Below are 14,231 nucleotides of genomic sequence, written 5' to 3'. Positions count from 1 at the left end.
CCCCATGCGAGCGAAGCGATACGGACGCCTGACGGTGGCGGCGCTGCCGGTTGTGGCGTGGGCCGTGCTGACCCCGTGGGCCTGGGCGCAGCCCCCACCCGTCCCGTCCGTCCCCTCCCCCGGCGCCCCCGCGATCGGCCGCGCCTGGCCGGTGGGCGACCACCCCGTGGTGCTACGGGGCTGGGAGCCCCCGGCGACGGTCTACGGACCCGGTCACCGCGGCGTGGACCTGGCGGCGCCGGCCGGGGCACCGGTGCGCGCCGTGGCGGCGGGCCGGGTCTCCTTCGCGGGCCGGGTGGCGGGCCGGGGCGTGGTCTCGGTGGAGCTGAGCGGAACGGATCTGCGCACGACGTACGAACCGGTGCGCGCGTCCGTGCGCAAGGGCGACGAGGTGACGGCGGGCGAGGTGGTGGGGGCGGTGGAGCCGACGGGTGCGCACTGCGCCGTCACGTGCGTGCACTGGGGCCTGCTCAGCGGGCGGACCTATCTGGATCCCCTGTCGCTGCTCCCGCCGTGGCTGCTGCGCGGCGGGCCGTCGAGACTGCTGCCCGTGCTCGGGGTGCCGCTGCCCCGGCCTGCCTCAGCCGCGAACGCCCCGTAGCGCCATGCCCACCGCCGCGTCCGCGACCACCGCCGGGTCCTCGGCGCCCAGCTCGATCCGCCGCACGGCCGCGTCCACGACGCCCTGCACCAGCATCGCGGCCAGCCGGGGCTCGGCGTGCCCCATCTCCGCCAGCGCCTCGACGATCATCGCGACGAGCCCGCCGTGGGCGGCCCGGATCCGCTCCCGCGCCCCCGCGTCCAGCTCGCTCGCCGAGATCGCGACCACGGCCCGGTGCCGCCGGTCCCCGACCAGCTCCAGCTGCCGCCGCACATAGGCCGCGATCCGGTCCTCGGCCGCGGTCTCCCGCTCCATGGCCGCCCCGACCTCGGCCGCCCACACGGGGAAGTCGACCTCGCACAGTTCCTCGACCACCGCGGCCCGCGACCGGAAGTACTCGTACACGGACGACCGCGCCAGCCCCGTCCGCTCGGCGAGGGCCGGGAACGTCAGCGCCTCCGTCCCGCCGTCGGACAACAGGGACCGAGCCGCGTCCAGCAGGGCGGCTCGCTGCATCGACCGGTGTTCGGCCACGGAGGCCGCTCGAATCCTTGGCACGTCAACCACTTTACGGACGCGCCACCCCTGACGGGGCGAGTCACGCCCTCCGGCGGGCCGTCACCGCCCGAAGCCGGCCAGCTTCGCCCGCAGCTGCAGCACCGACTTGGTGTGGATCTGGCTCACCCGGCTCTCGGTCACCCCGAGCACATTGCCGATCTCGGCGAGCGTCAGTCCCTCGTAGTAGTACAGCGTGACGACGGTCTTCTCCCGCTCGGGAAGGGTGTTGATGGCCCGCGCCAGGAACCGTCGCAGCTCCCGGTCCTCGGCGACTTCCACGGGGTTGTCCGCGGCGGTGTCCTCAAGGGTGTCCATCAGGCTCAGCCGGTCGCCGCCCTCACCCCCCACGTGCAGCAGCTCCTCCAGCGCCACCACGTTGGCCAGCGACAACTGGCTGAACACGGCGTGGAGGTCGTCCACGGCGATGCCCATCTCGGCGGCCACCTCCCCCTCCGACGGCGTCCGTCTGAGCCGCGCCTCCAGCGTCGCGTACGCCCGCTCGACGTTGCGCGCCTTCTGCCGCACCGAACGCGGGATCCAGTCCAGCGCCCGGAGCTCGTCGATCATCGCGCCGCGGATCCGGGTGATCGCGTACGTCTCGAATTTGATCTCCCGGTCGACGTCGAACTTCTCGATCGCGTCGATCAGCCCGAAGACGCCGGACGAGACGAAGTCGGCCTGCTCGACGTTGGGCGGCAGACCGACGCTCACCCGTCCCGCCACGTATTTGACGAGCGGCGAGTAGTGCAGGATCAGCTGCTCCCGCAGCCGCTCGTCGCCCGTCGCCTTGTACGACCGCCACAGCTCGTCGAGCGTCGAGGGGGCGGGCGGCCGCACTCTGCCACCGTCACGGGCGGCTGGGGGGATCGCCGCCCGGTCGGACCCGGAGGTGTGCTGGGGCATTCGTCGCCTTGTGCCGTTCTGCCGTGAAGTACGCGTTCTACGTGAAGTGCGTCGGAATCCCCGTGAGCGTAGCGTGACTGGAGCGTCGCGTTGAGCGAGGGACGCCGGGGAACGGGTACGCGGGTACGTTCCGAGGGGTACCTCGCCCCCTCCCGGCGATCGCCGTGCGTGACCGAAAGGAACCATTCCTCGGGGCGTTTGCCCAGGTGTCAGGCGTTCCCCCGGACGGCCGAACACGCTCCGTCGACATCCACCACCCCCTCCCGTCCGGAGGTCACGGCCTGGCGCGTCAACTTCCAGCCGTCGCCGTGTCGTTCGACGTAACCAAGTGCTCGGAGTTCGTACAGTCGCGCGACCGCGTCCTCCGGCGAGGTCTGCGCGCCCCGCGCAATGGCTGCGGCCGAGGCCGTGCCACGCCCGGGCAGCGCGGCGAGCACACGCCGGGCGGCGGCCTCCAGCAGGTCCCTGGGCAGCACCGGTCCGCGCCGTTCGGGTGCCAGCTGGCCCATGTCGCCGACCACTTCGACGACTTCCGCCGGGTCGGTGACGAGTACGGCGTCGCCCCGCAGGAGTTCGTGCACCCCGGCCGACAGGGCGCTGGTGGCGGGGCCGGGCACCCCCATCGTGTGCCGGCCGAGCCGCTGCGCCGCCCGGGCCGTGACCAGCGAGCCACTGCGGTGGGCGGCCTCGACGACGACGGTGCCCCTCGTCAGGGCTGCGATGACCCGGTTGCGGACGACGAACCGGCCCGCCGTCGGGTGCTCGCCGGGTGGCAGCTCCCCGACCACGAGTCCCTGCTCCGCGATCCGGTTGATCAGCTCGGTGTGCCCGCGGGGGTAGGGCCGGTCGACCCCGCAGGCCAGTACGGCGACGGTGGCGCCGCCCGCGCCGAGCGCGCCCCGGTGCACGGCGCCGTCGACCCCGTAGGCGCCGCCGGAGACGACCACCCAGCCGTACTCGGCGAGACCCGCGCCGAGCGTGGCCGCCATGTGGGCGCCGTACTCGGTGCAGGCACGGGCGCCGACGACGGCGACGGATCTCAGCGCCCACATCCGCAGGCTGGGCCGGCCCCGCACCCACAGCCCCAGGGGGCGGGCGTCCCCGAGGTCGTCGAGCTGGCCGGGCCACTCCGGGCCGCCGGGCACCACGAACCGCACACCGACTTCCCGCGCGGCCTTCAGGTCCCGTCCGACGTCGGCCTCCCGGGCCCGCCCCAGCATCCCCGCCCACCGTCTGTCGCTGACACCGGCCGGCTGCGGCCCCTCGTTCCGCAGAACCCGCGCCACCTCTACGGCCCCCCACTCCCGAACCCACCGCCCCGCGACGGGATCCCCGGGTTCGAAGACCCGACAGAGCAGCACCCGCGCGAGCAGTTCGTCGTCCAGGTCCTCCTCCGCGCTCATGTCAGCGCCCCGATGGCCATGGGCACGCCCCTCGGCACTCCGGTGCGCAGCTGCAGCGCGAGGGCGACGTCCGTGCCGTCGGGCCTGTCGTGACCGACGAGATCGGCGACCGTCCAGGCGACCCGCAGGACGCGGTCGAGTCCGCGAGCGGTCAGCACGCCCCGCTCCAGGTTGCGCTCGGCCTCGTCCATCGCGCCGCTCGCCGCGTGCCAGCGGCTGCGCAGCTCCCGGCCGGGGACCTCGCTGTTGGTGAGCCACGGTGTGCCGGCGAGCCGGGCCGCCGCCCGCTGCCTGGCCGCCCGCACCCGGTCGGCGACCGTCGCCGTCGACTCGCCGCGTGCGCCGCGCCGCGTCAGTTCGGCGCGCGTGACCCGGTCCACCTCGACCCGGAGGTCGACGCGGTCGAGCAGGGGCCCGGACAGCCGTGCCTGGTAGCGGCGGACGGCCGAGGGCGGACACTCGCAGAAGTCGTCGGTCTGCGAGAAGCGGCCGCAGGGGCAGGGGTTGGCGGCGAGCACCATCAGGAACTTCGCCGGGAACCGCACGACCCCGGCGCTGCGGGCGATCACGACATGGCCGGCCTCCAGCGGCTGCCGCAACGCGTCGAGAGCCCGGCTGCTGAATTCGGGGGTCTCGTCCAGAAAGAGAACACCGCGGTGCGACAGGGACACGGCCCCCGGTCGCGCGACTCCCTGACCGCCGCCCACGAGCGCCTGCATGGTCGCCGAGTGGTGCGGGGCGCAGTACGGGGCGATGTCGATCAGCGGCTTGCCCGGCGGCAGCAGGCCCGCCACCGAGTGGACGGCGGTGACTTCCAGCGATTCCTCGCGGGTGAGCCGGGGCAGGATGGCCGGCAGCCGTTCCGCGAGCATCGTCTTGCCGGCCCCCGGCGGCCCTTCCAGGAACAGGTGGTGTCCGCCCGCCGCGGCGACCTCCACCGCCGTCCGCGCCGAGATCTGGCCGACGACGTCGGCGAGGTCGTGGCCCTGCTCGTGCTGGGCGGCACCGAGGCTGTGCATCCCCGTGGCCGCGCCCGTGCCGGGTACCCGCAGACCGGCGAGGAGGGGATCCGGGCGGCCCAGGTCGTCCGGTTCCTCCTCGGGCACCGGCTCGTCCGCCAGGACGGCGATCAGCTGCCGCAGGCTGCGCACCCCGAGCACGGAGACGCCGGGCACCAGCGAGGCCTCGGCGGCCGCGCACTCGGGCACGACCACCTGCTCGTATCCGGCGTCCGCCGCGGCGAGCACCGCCGGCAGGATGCCCCGTACCGGGCGCACCCGGCCGTCCAGCCCGAGCTCCCCGATCATGACGATGTCGGCGAGCACCCGAGGATCGATCCGCTCGGAGGCGCCGAGCACCGCGCAGGCCACGGCGAGGTCGAAGCCGCTTCCCGCCTTCGGCACCGAGGCGGGGCTGAGCCCGACCGTGAGCTTCTTCTGCGGCCACTCGCCGCCGGAGTTGACGACCGCGGCCCGGACCCGGTCCCTGCTCTCCGTGAGGCTCTTGTCCGGCAGTCCCACCAGCGTGAACGCGGCCACTCCCGGTTCCAGGTCGGCCTGGACCTCGACGACCACTCCCTCCACGCCCACCAGCGCCACCGAACACGTACGCGCGAAGCCCATGTCAGGCCACCCCCCGCGCATGCTCGACGCGGGCGGCCCCGCGCCTCGGCAGGACGACGCCGACCAGGTCGATGCGGACCCCTCCCGGCGGCGCACCTCCGTGTGCGTGGATCCAGCGCTCGGCGAGACTGAGCAGTCGCCGGGCCTTCGCGGGCGGGACCGCGGCCATGGGGTGCTGGAAGGAACCGGCCCGCCGCGTCTTCACCTCGCAGACGACCAGCACCTCGCCGTCCCGCGCCACGATGTCGATCTCTCCGGACCTGCCGCAGCGCCAGTTGCGCTCCAGCACCGTCATCCCGGCCTCGGTCAGCCGGCGGGCGGCGAGGTCTTCTCCGTACTTGCCGAGTGCGCTCCGTGCGTTCATGTCGCACCACCTCCGGCGCCAACCGTCACGCATCCACCCGGGTCAAGTGGATCTTGGTGGACTACTCACCGGTTGTGGAAAACTCCGCCACCCACACGGGTGGACACGGAACACTTGTGACCACTGAACACGGGTGAACGGGGGAACGGCTCAGTTGCTCGGCAGCTCGAGGTCGCTCTTGTTGAGCTCCTCGATGTTCACGTCCTTGAAGGTGAGCACGCGGACCTGCTTCACGAAGCGCGCCGGCCGGTACATGTCCCACACCCAGGCATCCGCCATCGACACCTCGAAGAACACCTCGCCCTGAACCGAGTGCACCTGCATCTCGTAGTCGTTGGTCAGATAGAAGCGCCGCTCGGTCTCGATCACGTATTTGAACAGACCGACGACATCGCGGTACTCCCGGTAGAGCTTCAGCTCCATCTCGGTCTCGTACTTCTCGAGGTCCTCGGCGCTCATGGCATGTTCCCCTTCAGCCGTGCGATCCCCCCATTGTGCGCCAGTCCCGTGTGCCCCCAGTCGATTTCCGGGTCACTGAACGACTTCCGGATCGAGGGTCACGGGCCTGGCCGGGGGACCTTCGTCGAGCAGCCGGCTCAGCAGCTCGGCGAGTCTGGTCGGATACACCGTCTCATGTGCCCGGCTCAGTTCCGCACACGTCCACCACCGCGCACCGGCCACGCTGCGCCGCTCCAGCTCCGTCAGGGCCGTGGCCCGCGTCTCCGTCCGGTCCGTACGGGCCAGGAAGTACCACTCGTCCTGGTCCCAGCGTCGTCCGGCGAACGGGAACGAGCACATCCGCCGCCACAGCACCGGTCCGAGCTCGACCTCGGTGATTCCGGTCTCCTCGGCGAGTTCCCGCAAGGCGGCCTCTTCACGACTCTCCTCGCCCTCCAGTCCGCCGCCCGGCGTGAACCACCAGTCGTCGGCCGGATCGTCCGGCTCGTGGCCGTGCAGCAGCAGGATGCGGTCCTCGGGGTCCAGCAGGACGACCCGGGCGACCCTGCGCAGTCCGCCCGGGGAGGAGTCCTCGTGCGCGTCGGTCGCCTCAGCGGGCACCCACGGGCTCCGTCCGTGTGCGGGCGCGGCGGTTGCCCAGCCGCTTGGCGATCGGGCCGTAGGCCCCGCCACCGAGGACCAGGACGCCCCCGACGACGATGAGGGTGGCGATCACCCGCAGCGGTCCCGGCGTGGACAGCGCGCCGAGCGTCTCGAAGCCGGTCGGGCGCTCCAGCATGCCCTTCATGGGCCAGGCGACGGCGTCCACGCGGGCGGTCACGGCGGAGCGCGCGACGGTGCCCTGGGCGGCGTCGCTGAGGTGGGCGGAGGAGTCCAGGGAGCCCGAGCGCTCGTCGCCGAGCAGGAACAGGCGGCCCTGGGGGACCTTCACGGCCGGGATCTTCTTGTCCTCGACGGCGCCGCCCTTGAGGTACCCCTCGTCGATCTGCTTGCCGTTGACGGTCAGCTTGCCGTCGGTGCAGCAGGAGACGGTGTCACCGCCGACGGCCACCACGCGCTTGACCACGGAGGCGTTGGTCACCCAGCTCTTGTCGTTGAAGACGACGACGTCGCCCCGGCGTACCTCGCCGCCGTCGACGCGCTCGGCCAGCACCCGGTCACCGGCGTCGATGGTCGGTGTCATCGAGGTGGTGGGCACCGTGTACGGCCGGTACACCACCGCTCCCCAGCCGAAGCCGCCGAGGAACAGCACGATGCCCAGTGCGACGGCCAGTCCGGACAGTCGCTGTCCGGCCTTGCTGCCCACCGGGCCCGTGCTCTTGCCACCGCTGCGCGGTGCCGTACGTGTCGTGCTCTCGCCACCCATGGACCCGCACCCTACCCGGCGGTACCTGACCCGGTCAGCCCCTCCGGGCCGCACCCCGGTCACAACTGCACCAGGGCTTCACCAAGCCGCCGCGCGGCGAATCCGTGGACGCGCTCAGCGGGTCTCGGCCGCCGAGGCCTTCCTACGACGCCACAGCGCGACCGGCACGACGCCGACGAGGGCGACGGCGTTCGGCGCGACCGTGAGGGCGGCGGAGGCCGAGGACTTGTCGTTGATGCCGGTCTGGTCGAAGGTGTCCGGGATCGGCAGGGTGTCCCAGCGGTTGAGCGGCCAGGCGATGACGATGGCGCGGCCCACGACGTCCTTCACCGGGACCATGCCGTGGTGCTTGTCGTTCTGGTTGTAACGGGAGTCGCGCGAGTTCTGGCGGTGGTCGCCCATGACCCAGATGTAGCCCTTGGGGACCTTCACGGAGAACTGCCCGCCCTGGTCGTCGACGCTGCACGGGGTGTTGCCGGCGTAGACGAACGACTTGTCGTCCAGCGCCTTGCCGTTGACCTTCAGCGGGCCGGTGCCCTTGCAGGAGACCGTGTCGCCGCCGACGCCGATGACGCGCTTGATGAGGTCCTTCTCCTCCGCGGACGGCATCAGGCCGATCCAGCTGAGGACCTTCTGCACCGGGTTCGGGTTGGGCGTGGGCTCACCGGCCAGCCAGTTGTCGGGGTCGTGGAAGACGACGACCTCGCCGCGCTCGGGCTCGGAGCCGAACCAGGGGGTGAGCTTGTCGACCAGGACCCGGTCGCCCTGCTGGAGGGTGTTCTGCATCGAGTCCGAGGGGATCGAGAACGCCTGCACGAGGAAGGTCTTGATCAGCAGCGCCAGGACCAGCGCGATGCCGATCAGGATGGGCAGCTCCTTCCAGAAGGAGCGCTGCTTCTTCGCCCTGGGCGTCGAGTCGCCCGGCCCGTCGCCGTCCGTCCTGGTCTGCTCGCCGGGCACGGTGCCGTCCTCGCCGGTACCGGAGTCACTCCCGGAGGTCACGGCGCTGTCCGCGGCCGGGATGGCTTCCGCGGGGCGCCCGCGATGCTCCTCGCCGTCGTGTCCGGACCGTGCGCCAACCGCCACATCCCCCACGCCAACTCCTTACTCCGTGCCGCCGCCTGCCCCATGCGCGGCGCAGGCCCACCACTCCCATAACGAGCGGGAGTTCCGCAGGGCTCGGGAGCTGGATCGCTGTCTTCAGATCGTCTGGGGCAACCCTATGCGACAGCTCGGGCGTCGCGGTCGTCCCCGACACGGAGTTGGAAACGGAAGCGAAAGTTTTAGGTTCGTCGAGCGAGGTCCAGTGCCCGAGGGGCCAGGCGATGACCTTCGCCCGCCCCACCACGGAGTCGACGGAGACGGTGCCGCCGTACGCGGTGTTCATGTGGGCGCGGGAGTCCGCGGAGTTGCCACGGTGGTCGCCCATCACCCACAACCGCCCCTGGGGGACCGTGATGTCGAACTGCTGAGTGGACGGTGCGTTGCCGGGATACAGGTAGTCGCCCTCGGTCAGGGGCACCCCGTTGACGGTCACCCGCCCCTGCGCGTCACAGCACTTGACGTGGTCACCGCCGACACCGATGACCCGCTTGATGAGGTCCTTGTCGTCGGCCGACGGCAGCAGGCCGATGAAGGTGAGCCCTTCCTTGATCTGCTTGACGACGACGGGGTCGTCCTTCGTCGTGGTGGTCTGCTCGCCCGCGAGCCAGCCACCGGGGTCCTTGAAGACGACGACGTCGCCGCGCTCGGGCTTGGAGCCGAACCATGGCGTGAACTTGTCGACCAGGACGCGGTCGCCGATCCGGATCGTCTGCTCCATGGACCCGGACGGGATGACGAACGCCTGCACCAGGAAGGTCTTGAGGACGAGGGCTATGAGGACGGCCACGCCGACGAGGAGGGGTATCTCCTTGACCGCGCTGCGCCGGCGCTTCCGCTTGACCTTGCGCTGCAGCTTGCGCCGCTCGGCGCGGGTGCGGCCGCCACTGGGCGCGGAGCCCGAGGCCGGTCCGGAGGCGCGGCGGGAACCGGTGGGCAGCAGGTTCTCGGTGCCGTAGGTGCCGTGGCCGCCGCCGCTCGGCTCGGGGCGGCGCGGCTTGCCGCGGTTACCCATGGCCACCGCCGGCCGTCGCGGAAGCGGACGCGGGCACGCGCGCGTAGGCACCGGGCCGGTTCAGGCGGGTCCAGTGGGCGGTGGGCCAGACGATCCAGTCGGCCCGTCCGATGACGTCGACGACCGGGATCATGCCGCCACCGGGTGAGCCCAGGTGATCGCGGGAGTCGCTGGAGTCGCTGCGGTGGTCGCCGAGGACGAAGAGGGTGCCGTCGGGTACGACGACACGGAAGGGAACCGTCGAGGGGCTGTCCCCGGGGTACAGGAACGCCGACTCGTCGACCGACCGGCCGTTCACCTCGATCCTCCCCTCCTTGTCACAGCAGACCACCCGGTCTCCCCCCACTCCCACGACGCGCTTGATGTAGTCGGCGTTCCCGAAATACCCACTTCCGTCGAACACCACAACATCGCCGCGCCGCGGCTCGGCACCGAAACGGTACGCCAACTTATTTACGAGAACGCGGTCCCCGATCCTCAATCCGTCTTCCATGGATCCGCTGGGAATCTGGAAGGGCTGGACCACGAAGGCGTTGAGGATCAGCAAGAACACCAGGCAGACCAACAGCGTCAGGGAGATCCGCCCGCCGGGCAGCCACTCGGTGATCCGCGCCACCAACGCGAAACGCGACCGTCCCTCCACAGCCTCTTGTTCAGGGCGGGAGGAGCGGTCGCGCTCCGTGTGCTGTGCTTCGGTGTCCATCGGGGCGGAATGTTATCCGGCCCCGATGTGAACACCCGCGCGAGCTCAGCTGTCGCGCTTCTCCTTGATCTTCGCGGCCTTGCCGCGCAGCTCGCGCAGGTAGTACAGCTTGGCGCGACGCACGTCACCGCGGGTGACGAGTTCGATCTTCTCCACGATCGGGGTGTGCACCGGGAAGGTGCGCTCGACGCCGACGGAGAAGGAGACCTTGCGGACCGTGAAGGTCTCGCGGACACCGGCGCCCTGGCGGCGGATCACAACGCCCTTGAACTGCTGCACACGGGAGCGGTTGCCCTCGATGACGCGAACGTGGACGTTGACGGTGTCACCCGGGCGGAAGGCCGGGATGTCGCTGCGCAGCGACGCGGAGTCGACGGTGTCGAGCAGGTGAGACATTTCGTCTGCTTTCTTCGCTGATGCCACAGGTCATCAACGGGAGCTAGGTGCTTCAGGAGGATGCTGTCCGTGTCGGGGCGGGCGTCGTGTCCCCCTGTGGCAGGGGCGCGCGCCGGACGACGCACAACAGCGGCCTATTCTTCCACGCCCTCGGTCCTGCGCCAAAATCGCCCGTACGGCTCCCCCTCCGGGTCGGGCGTCCAGCCCAGGATGGAGAGCATCTCGCGGTCCTTCTTGTCGAAGGCCTTGGGGTCGCAGCGCTCGATCAGGTCGGGCCGGTTGGCCGTCGTACGCCGCAGGGCCTCGTCGCGGCGCCAGCGGGCGATCTTCCCGTGGTGCCCGCTGAGCAGCACGTCCGGGATGCCGTGACCGCGCCACTGGGGCGGCTTGGTGTAGACGGGGCCCTCCAGGAGGTTGGCCATGGCGCCGGGCGCGAAGGAGTCGTCGCGGTGCGACTCGGCGTTGCCGAGGACGCCGGGCAGTAGCCGGGCCACGGCCTCCGTGATCACCAGGACGGCCGCCTCGCCGCCGGCGAGGACGTAGTCGCCGATGGACACCTCGTACACGGGCATCCGGGTCGCGTACTCGTCGATGACCCGCCGGTCGATGCCCTCGTAGCGGGCCGGCGTGAAGACCAGCCAGGGCCGCTCGGAGAGTTCGACGGCGAGTTCCTGCGTGAACGGGCGGCCGCTGGGGGTGGGGACGATCAGCGCGGGAGCACGGGAGCCGGTCTCGTAGCCGTCGGCGAGGACGGAGTCCAGGGCGTCGCCCCAGGGGTCGGTCTTCATGACCATGCCGGGACCGCCGCCGTAGGGGGTGTCGTCGACGGTGTTGTGGCGGTCGTAGGTCCACTCACGCAGGTCGTGCACGTGGACGTCGAGCTGTCCACGCGCGCGTGCCTTGCCGACGAGGGAGACGTTCAGGGGTTCGAGGTACTCGGGGAAGATCGTGACGACGTCGAGGCGCATCGCTTACGACTCTTCCCGCGAGGAGACGACCTCGGCCTTGTCGTCGATCAGACCGGGCGGCGGCGTGATGACGGCCTTCTGCTCGGCGAGGTCGATCTCGGTGACGATCTCCTCCACGAAGGGGATCATCACCTCGCTGCCGTCCGGGCGCTCCACGATGAAGAGGTCCTGGGACGGCAGGTGCGAGATCTCGGTGATCCGGCCGACCTCGACCCCGTCGGCCGTGACCACGTCGAGGTCGATGAGCTGGTGGTCGTAGTACTCGTCCTCCTCCTCGGGCAGTTCGTCCGGGTCGATCTCCGCGATGAGGAGGGTGTTGCGCAGGGCCTCGGCGCCGTTGCGGTCGTTCACTCCCTCGAACCGCAGCAGGAGCCGGCCGCTGTGGACGCGGCCGGTCTCGATGGTGAGGGGACCGGTGGAGGCCGGGTCGGTGGCCAGGACGGCGCCGGGGGCGAGCCGCAGTTCGGGCTCGTCGGTACGGACCTCGACGGTGACCTCGCCCTTGATGCCGTGGGCGCGGCCGATCCGCGCGACTACGAGCTGCACTTCTCAGGATCTCCTGTCATACGACTACGGGCCGGGGACGGCCCAGCGGCCCTCCCCGGCCCGAGCCGGTGCTGCGTTTGACGTCAGCGGACGTGGTCGACGTCGACGAGGTCGACGCGGACACCACGGCCGCCGATGGCGCCCACGACGGTGCGCAGAGCGCGCGCGGTGCGGCCGTTGCGGCCGATCACCTTGCCGAGGTCGTCGGGGTGGACCCGGACCTCGAGGACGCGTCCGCGGCGCAGGTTGCGCGAAGCGACCTGCACATCGTCAGGGTTGTCGACGATGCCCTTCACGAGGTGCTCGAGAGCCTCCTCGAGCATGCTCAGGCCTCGGCCGACGCGGACTCGGCAGCGGCCTCGTCCTTCTTCTCCGCCTTCTTCTTCTGGGTGATGGCCTCACCCTTGCCCTCGTCGTCCCCACCCAGGGCCTCGAACGACGGGCGCGCCTTCTTGGGCTCGGCCACGAGCAGCGGAGCCGGGGCGGGCTCGCCCTTGAACTTCTGCCAGTCGCCGGTCTTCTTCAGGATGGCGAGAACCGGCTCGGTCGGCTGCGCGCCGACACCCAGCCAGTACGCCACGCGCTCGGCGTCCACCTCGATGACCGACGGGTTGTAGGTCGGGTGGTACTTGCCGATCTCCTCGATCGCACGGCCGTCACGACGGGTGCGGGAGTCGGCAATGACGATGCGGTAGTGAGGCGAACGGATCTTGCCCAGACGCTTCAGCTTGATCTTGACTGCCACGGGAGTGGGTTCTCCTGGATTTGACGTGGTTGGGCACGGCGAGAGAGCCGCGTGGGGTTGCGGTACCCGAGTGCCCGATGGACGCGTCAGCCGGAGGAGAGAGGGGTCCTTTGCGGCTGTCGAGTACAGCTAGCCATTGTGCCACACCCTGTGGGTCGCTTCGGACCGGCGGTTCCCGGCACGGGGCATGCCGAAGCGGCGCCCGGCGTCGCACGCGCCGTCACGGCGCCCGCGCGGCCCGGCGCTGCCGGGTGCCGCCCGCGGTCGACCCGTGCCGCGGACGGCGGCACGGATCCCGCGGGCGGCGGTCGGCTCCCCTGCCCACGATGCCCGGATCCCGGCAGCCACGAGTTGCCGGCGCTCCGGGGCGCGCGGTCAGGCCGCCCCGACGACCTCCGGGATCCGGAACGGCTTGCCGCAGCCGCCGCAGACGATCGGGGCCTGGGCCAGGACGGAGGGGACGACCCGGACGTTGCGGCCGCAGTCGCAGACGGCCTTCACCCGCACCCCGCCCCCGGAGGAGCCGTGGCGGGCGGCGGGACCGCGGAAGCTCTTCGGGGTGTCGGCCGCCGTCGCCACCGTGTGGGCCTTCAGCGCGCGCTGGAGGCGGTCGATGGTCGGGCGGTAACGGCGCTTGGCCTCGGGGTTGAGCGTGACCAGCGAGAAGCCGCTGCTGGGATGCGGCTCCTCGGGGTGGTCCAGGCCCAGCTCCTCGGCGATGGCGAGGAATCGGCGGTTGTGGTACCGGCCGGCGCGGGAGGTGTCGCGCACGCCGCGCGCGGCGGCGATGCCGTGGACTGCCTCATGGAGCAGTCGCTCGAAGGAGAGTTCGTGCCCGCACGCGGACGACGACTCTCCGATCAGGGACTCTGGCGCGGCGAGATCGGGCAGCTCGGGGTGGTACCGCTGAATGTCGGCCCACGCCTGTGCCAGCTCCGCGGCGAGAACAGGTGGTGTCTGTGTCGTGCTCACGTAATGACAACGAGCGGGGGTGCCGCTGTGTTCCTATTCCGGGGCATCCCAAATAATTTGCACGTACCCGTCAGTTGCCGCTGATGCGTGGAGACGAGGGCGGGTGCGCTGATCTGCGGAGAAGCCTCACAGCTCGTAACAAGCCGGTACGTAGCCTGACGTACGCCCCGGCACGTAGATCGTGTCCACGCGCGGGTGCGGCAGTACTCGGCAGATGCGCAAGAGGCGTTTCGGTCGCTCTCGCGCCGGAACGGCCCTGCCTCAGTAAGCGCCCGCGAGGGCCGCGACGTTACCGGGCGCGTGAGCACCCCCCGTCACCGGCCGGTCGGCGCAGAGCAGACACCCTACGGGCCCAGGTTGCCGGGATGTGAAATCTCGCCACTCGGACGCCGAACCCTCAAGCAGGGGCCCACGAGCACTGGACGAGCGGTCGAGTGCGGAGTTACCTGGCATACGGGGGGAGTGCGAGCGCACGTCACGGGGGCCAAGGAATCGGGCACAGCTGCAAC

General features: G+C 71.3%; 18 protein-coding genes. 1 reads left to right on the top strand and 17 read right to left on the bottom strand.

Annotated features, from left to right (window positions below; genetic code table 11):
* Positions 1 to 4: 4 nt before the first annotated feature.
* On the top strand, positions 5 to 601 hold the full coding sequence (locus tag FBY22_RS05425; RefSeq protein ID WP_142142753.1) for a murein hydrolase activator EnvC: 597 nt from the start codon (positions 5 to 7) through the stop codon (positions 599 to 601).
* Here the strand turns inward: FBY22_RS05425 and FBY22_RS05420 are convergent.
* The 17 genes from FBY22_RS05420 to FBY22_RS05340 all read right to left on the bottom strand — a co-directional run bounded on the left by FBY22_RS05420 (position 581) and on the right by FBY22_RS05340 (position 13,722).
* The gene (locus FBY22_RS05420; protein ID WP_142147374.1) at positions 581 to 1,135 is read right to left on the bottom strand and encodes a TetR/AcrR family transcriptional regulator; all 555 of its coding nucleotides are present in this window, start codon (positions 1,133 to 1,135) and stop codon (positions 581 to 583) included. The genes FBY22_RS05425 and FBY22_RS05420 overlap by 21 nt on opposite strands.
* Before the next feature lie 84 nt (positions 1,136 to 1,219).
* Positions 1,220 to 2,062 (bottom strand): RNA polymerase sigma factor WhiG, encoded by an 843-nt coding sequence (whiG, locus tag FBY22_RS05415; protein ID WP_142142751.1) that lies wholly within the window; start codon positions 2,060 to 2,062, stop codon positions 1,220 to 1,222.
* 209 nt (positions 2,063 to 2,271) lie between these two features.
* Positions 2,272 to 3,465 (bottom strand): DNA-processing protein DprA, encoded by a 1,194-nt coding sequence (gene dprA, locus FBY22_RS05410; RefSeq protein ID WP_142142749.1) that lies wholly within the window; start codon positions 3,463 to 3,465, stop codon positions 2,272 to 2,274.
* The gene (locus FBY22_RS05405) at positions 3,462 to 5,087 is read right to left on the bottom strand and encodes a YifB family Mg chelatase-like AAA ATPase (RefSeq protein WP_142142747.1); all 1,626 of its coding nucleotides are present in this window, start codon (positions 5,085 to 5,087) and stop codon (positions 3,462 to 3,464) included. The genes dprA and FBY22_RS05405 overlap by 4 nt, the downstream gene beginning before the upstream one ends.
* Before the next feature lies 1 nt (position 5,088).
* Entirely contained in the window at positions 5,089 to 5,451 is a 363-nt protein-coding gene (locus FBY22_RS05400) for a YraN family protein (protein ID WP_142142745.1), read from the bottom strand.
* Positions 5,452 to 5,601: 150 nt separating this feature from the next.
* Positions 5,602 to 5,910 (bottom strand): DUF2469 domain-containing protein, encoded by a 309-nt coding sequence (locus FBY22_RS05395; RefSeq protein WP_142142743.1) that lies wholly within the window; start codon positions 5,908 to 5,910, stop codon positions 5,602 to 5,604.
* A 72-nt stretch (positions 5,911 to 5,982) separates the two neighbouring features.
* Positions 5,983 to 6,510 (bottom strand): NUDIX hydrolase, encoded by a 528-nt coding sequence (locus FBY22_RS05390; protein ID WP_142142742.1) that lies wholly within the window; start codon positions 6,508 to 6,510, stop codon positions 5,983 to 5,985.
* On the bottom strand, positions 6,500 to 7,276 hold the full coding sequence (gene lepB, locus FBY22_RS05385; protein WP_142142740.1) for a signal peptidase I: 777 nt from the start codon (positions 7,274 to 7,276) through the stop codon (positions 6,500 to 6,502). Before lepB (FBY22_RS05385) ends, FBY22_RS05390 begins: the two co-directional genes overlap by 11 nt.
* A gap of 114 nt (positions 7,277 to 7,390) precedes the next feature.
* A complete protein-coding gene (lepB, locus tag FBY22_RS05380; protein WP_142142738.1) occupies positions 7,391 to 8,371 on the bottom strand; it encodes a signal peptidase I in 981 nt (326 codons plus the stop codon).
* A complete protein-coding gene (lepB, locus tag FBY22_RS05375) occupies positions 8,262 to 9,392 on the bottom strand; it encodes a signal peptidase I (protein WP_142142736.1) in 1,131 nt (376 codons plus the stop codon). The genes lepB (FBY22_RS05380) and lepB (FBY22_RS05375) overlap by 110 nt, the downstream gene beginning before the upstream one ends.
* Positions 9,385 to 10,095, bottom strand: a complete 711-nt coding sequence (gene lepB, locus FBY22_RS05370) for a signal peptidase I (protein WP_142142733.1) — start codon at positions 10,093 to 10,095, stop codon at positions 9,385 to 9,387. The genes lepB (FBY22_RS05375) and lepB (FBY22_RS05370) overlap by 8 nt, the downstream gene beginning before the upstream one ends.
* Positions 10,096 to 10,140: 45 nt before the next feature.
* Positions 10,141 to 10,491 (bottom strand): 50S ribosomal protein L19, encoded by a 351-nt coding sequence (rplS, locus tag FBY22_RS05365; RefSeq protein ID WP_058922928.1) that lies wholly within the window; start codon positions 10,489 to 10,491, stop codon positions 10,141 to 10,143.
* A 134-nt stretch (positions 10,492 to 10,625) separates the two neighbouring features.
* A complete protein-coding gene (trmD, locus tag FBY22_RS05360; RefSeq protein WP_142142732.1) occupies positions 10,626 to 11,459 on the bottom strand; it encodes a tRNA (guanosine(37)-N1)-methyltransferase TrmD in 834 nt (277 codons plus the stop codon).
* Between the two features lie 3 nt (positions 11,460 to 11,462).
* Positions 11,463 to 12,005 carry a ribosome maturation factor RimM gene (gene rimM / locus FBY22_RS05355; protein ID WP_142142730.1) on the bottom strand — a complete coding sequence of 181 codons (543 nt, stop codon included), beginning with the start codon at positions 12,003 to 12,005 and terminating at the stop codon, positions 11,463 to 11,465.
* A gap of 83 nt (positions 12,006 to 12,088) precedes the next feature.
* Entirely contained in the window at positions 12,089 to 12,328 is a 240-nt protein-coding gene (locus FBY22_RS05350) for an RNA-binding protein (protein ID WP_003973401.1), read from the bottom strand.
* 2 nt (positions 12,329 to 12,330) lie between these two features.
* Complete coding sequence (rpsP, locus tag FBY22_RS05345; protein ID WP_142142728.1) at positions 12,331 to 12,750, bottom strand: 30S ribosomal protein S16; 420 nt, start codon at positions 12,748 to 12,750, stop codon at positions 12,331 to 12,333.
* 375 nt (positions 12,751 to 13,125) lie between these two features.
* Positions 13,126 to 13,722 carry a hypothetical protein gene (locus tag FBY22_RS05340; protein WP_058922931.1) on the bottom strand — a complete coding sequence of 199 codons (597 nt, stop codon included), beginning with the start codon at positions 13,720 to 13,722 and terminating at the stop codon, positions 13,126 to 13,128.
* Positions 13,723 to 14,231 lie beyond the last annotated feature (509 nt).

The organism is Streptomyces sp. SLBN-31, from assembly GCF_006715395.1.
In the GTDB taxonomy this organism is placed as follows: Bacteria; Actinomycetota; Actinomycetes; order Streptomycetales; family Streptomycetaceae; genus Streptomyces.
The sequence above is the reverse complement of the archived record's forward strand: the minus strand, read 5'-3'. Positions and strand labels throughout refer to the sequence as shown.

Bases quoted from the DNA above. Each gene is read 5' to 3' on its own strand.
- FBY22_RS05350 (WP_003973401.1), bottom strand. From the start codon at position 12,328: ATGCTCGAGGAGGCTCTCGAGCACCTCGTGAAGGGCATCGTCGACAAC.
- rplS (WP_058922928.1), bottom strand. From the start codon at position 10,491: ATGTCTCACCTGCTCGACACCGTCGACTCCGCGTCGCTGCGCAGCGAC.
- lepB (WP_142142740.1), bottom strand. From the start codon at position 7,276: ATGGGTGGCGAGAGCACGACACGTACGGCACCGCGCAGCGGTGGCAAG.
- FBY22_RS05405 (WP_142142747.1), bottom strand. From the start codon at position 5,087: ATGGGCTTCGCGCGTACGTGTTCGGTGGCGCTGGTGGGCGTGGAGGGA.
- lepB (WP_142142736.1), bottom strand. From the start codon at position 9,392: ATGGGTAACCGCGGCAAGCCGCGCCGCCCCGAGCCGAGCGGCGGCGGC.
- whiG (WP_142142751.1), bottom strand. From the start codon at position 2,062: ATGCCCCAGCACACCTCCGGGTCCGACCGGGCGGCGATCCCCCCAGCC.
- FBY22_RS05425 (WP_142142753.1), top strand. From the start codon at position 5: ATGCGAGCGAAGCGATACGGACGCCTGACGGTGGCGGCGCTGCCGGTT.
- FBY22_RS05395 (WP_142142743.1), bottom strand. From the start codon at position 5,910: ATGAGCGCCGAGGACCTCGAGAAGTACGAGACCGAGATGGAGCTGAAG.
- dprA (WP_142142749.1), bottom strand. From the start codon at position 3,465: ATGAGCGCGGAGGAGGACCTGGACGACGAACTGCTCGCGCGGGTGCTG.
- FBY22_RS05400 (WP_142142745.1), bottom strand. From the start codon at position 5,451: ATGAACGCACGGAGCGCACTCGGCAAGTACGGAGAAGACCTCGCCGCC.
- trmD (WP_142142732.1), bottom strand. From the start codon at position 11,459: ATGCGCCTCGACGTCGTCACGATCTTCCCCGAGTACCTCGAACCCCTG.
- lepB (WP_142142733.1), bottom strand. From the start codon at position 10,095: ATGGACACCGAAGCACAGCACACGGAGCGCGACCGCTCCTCCCGCCCT.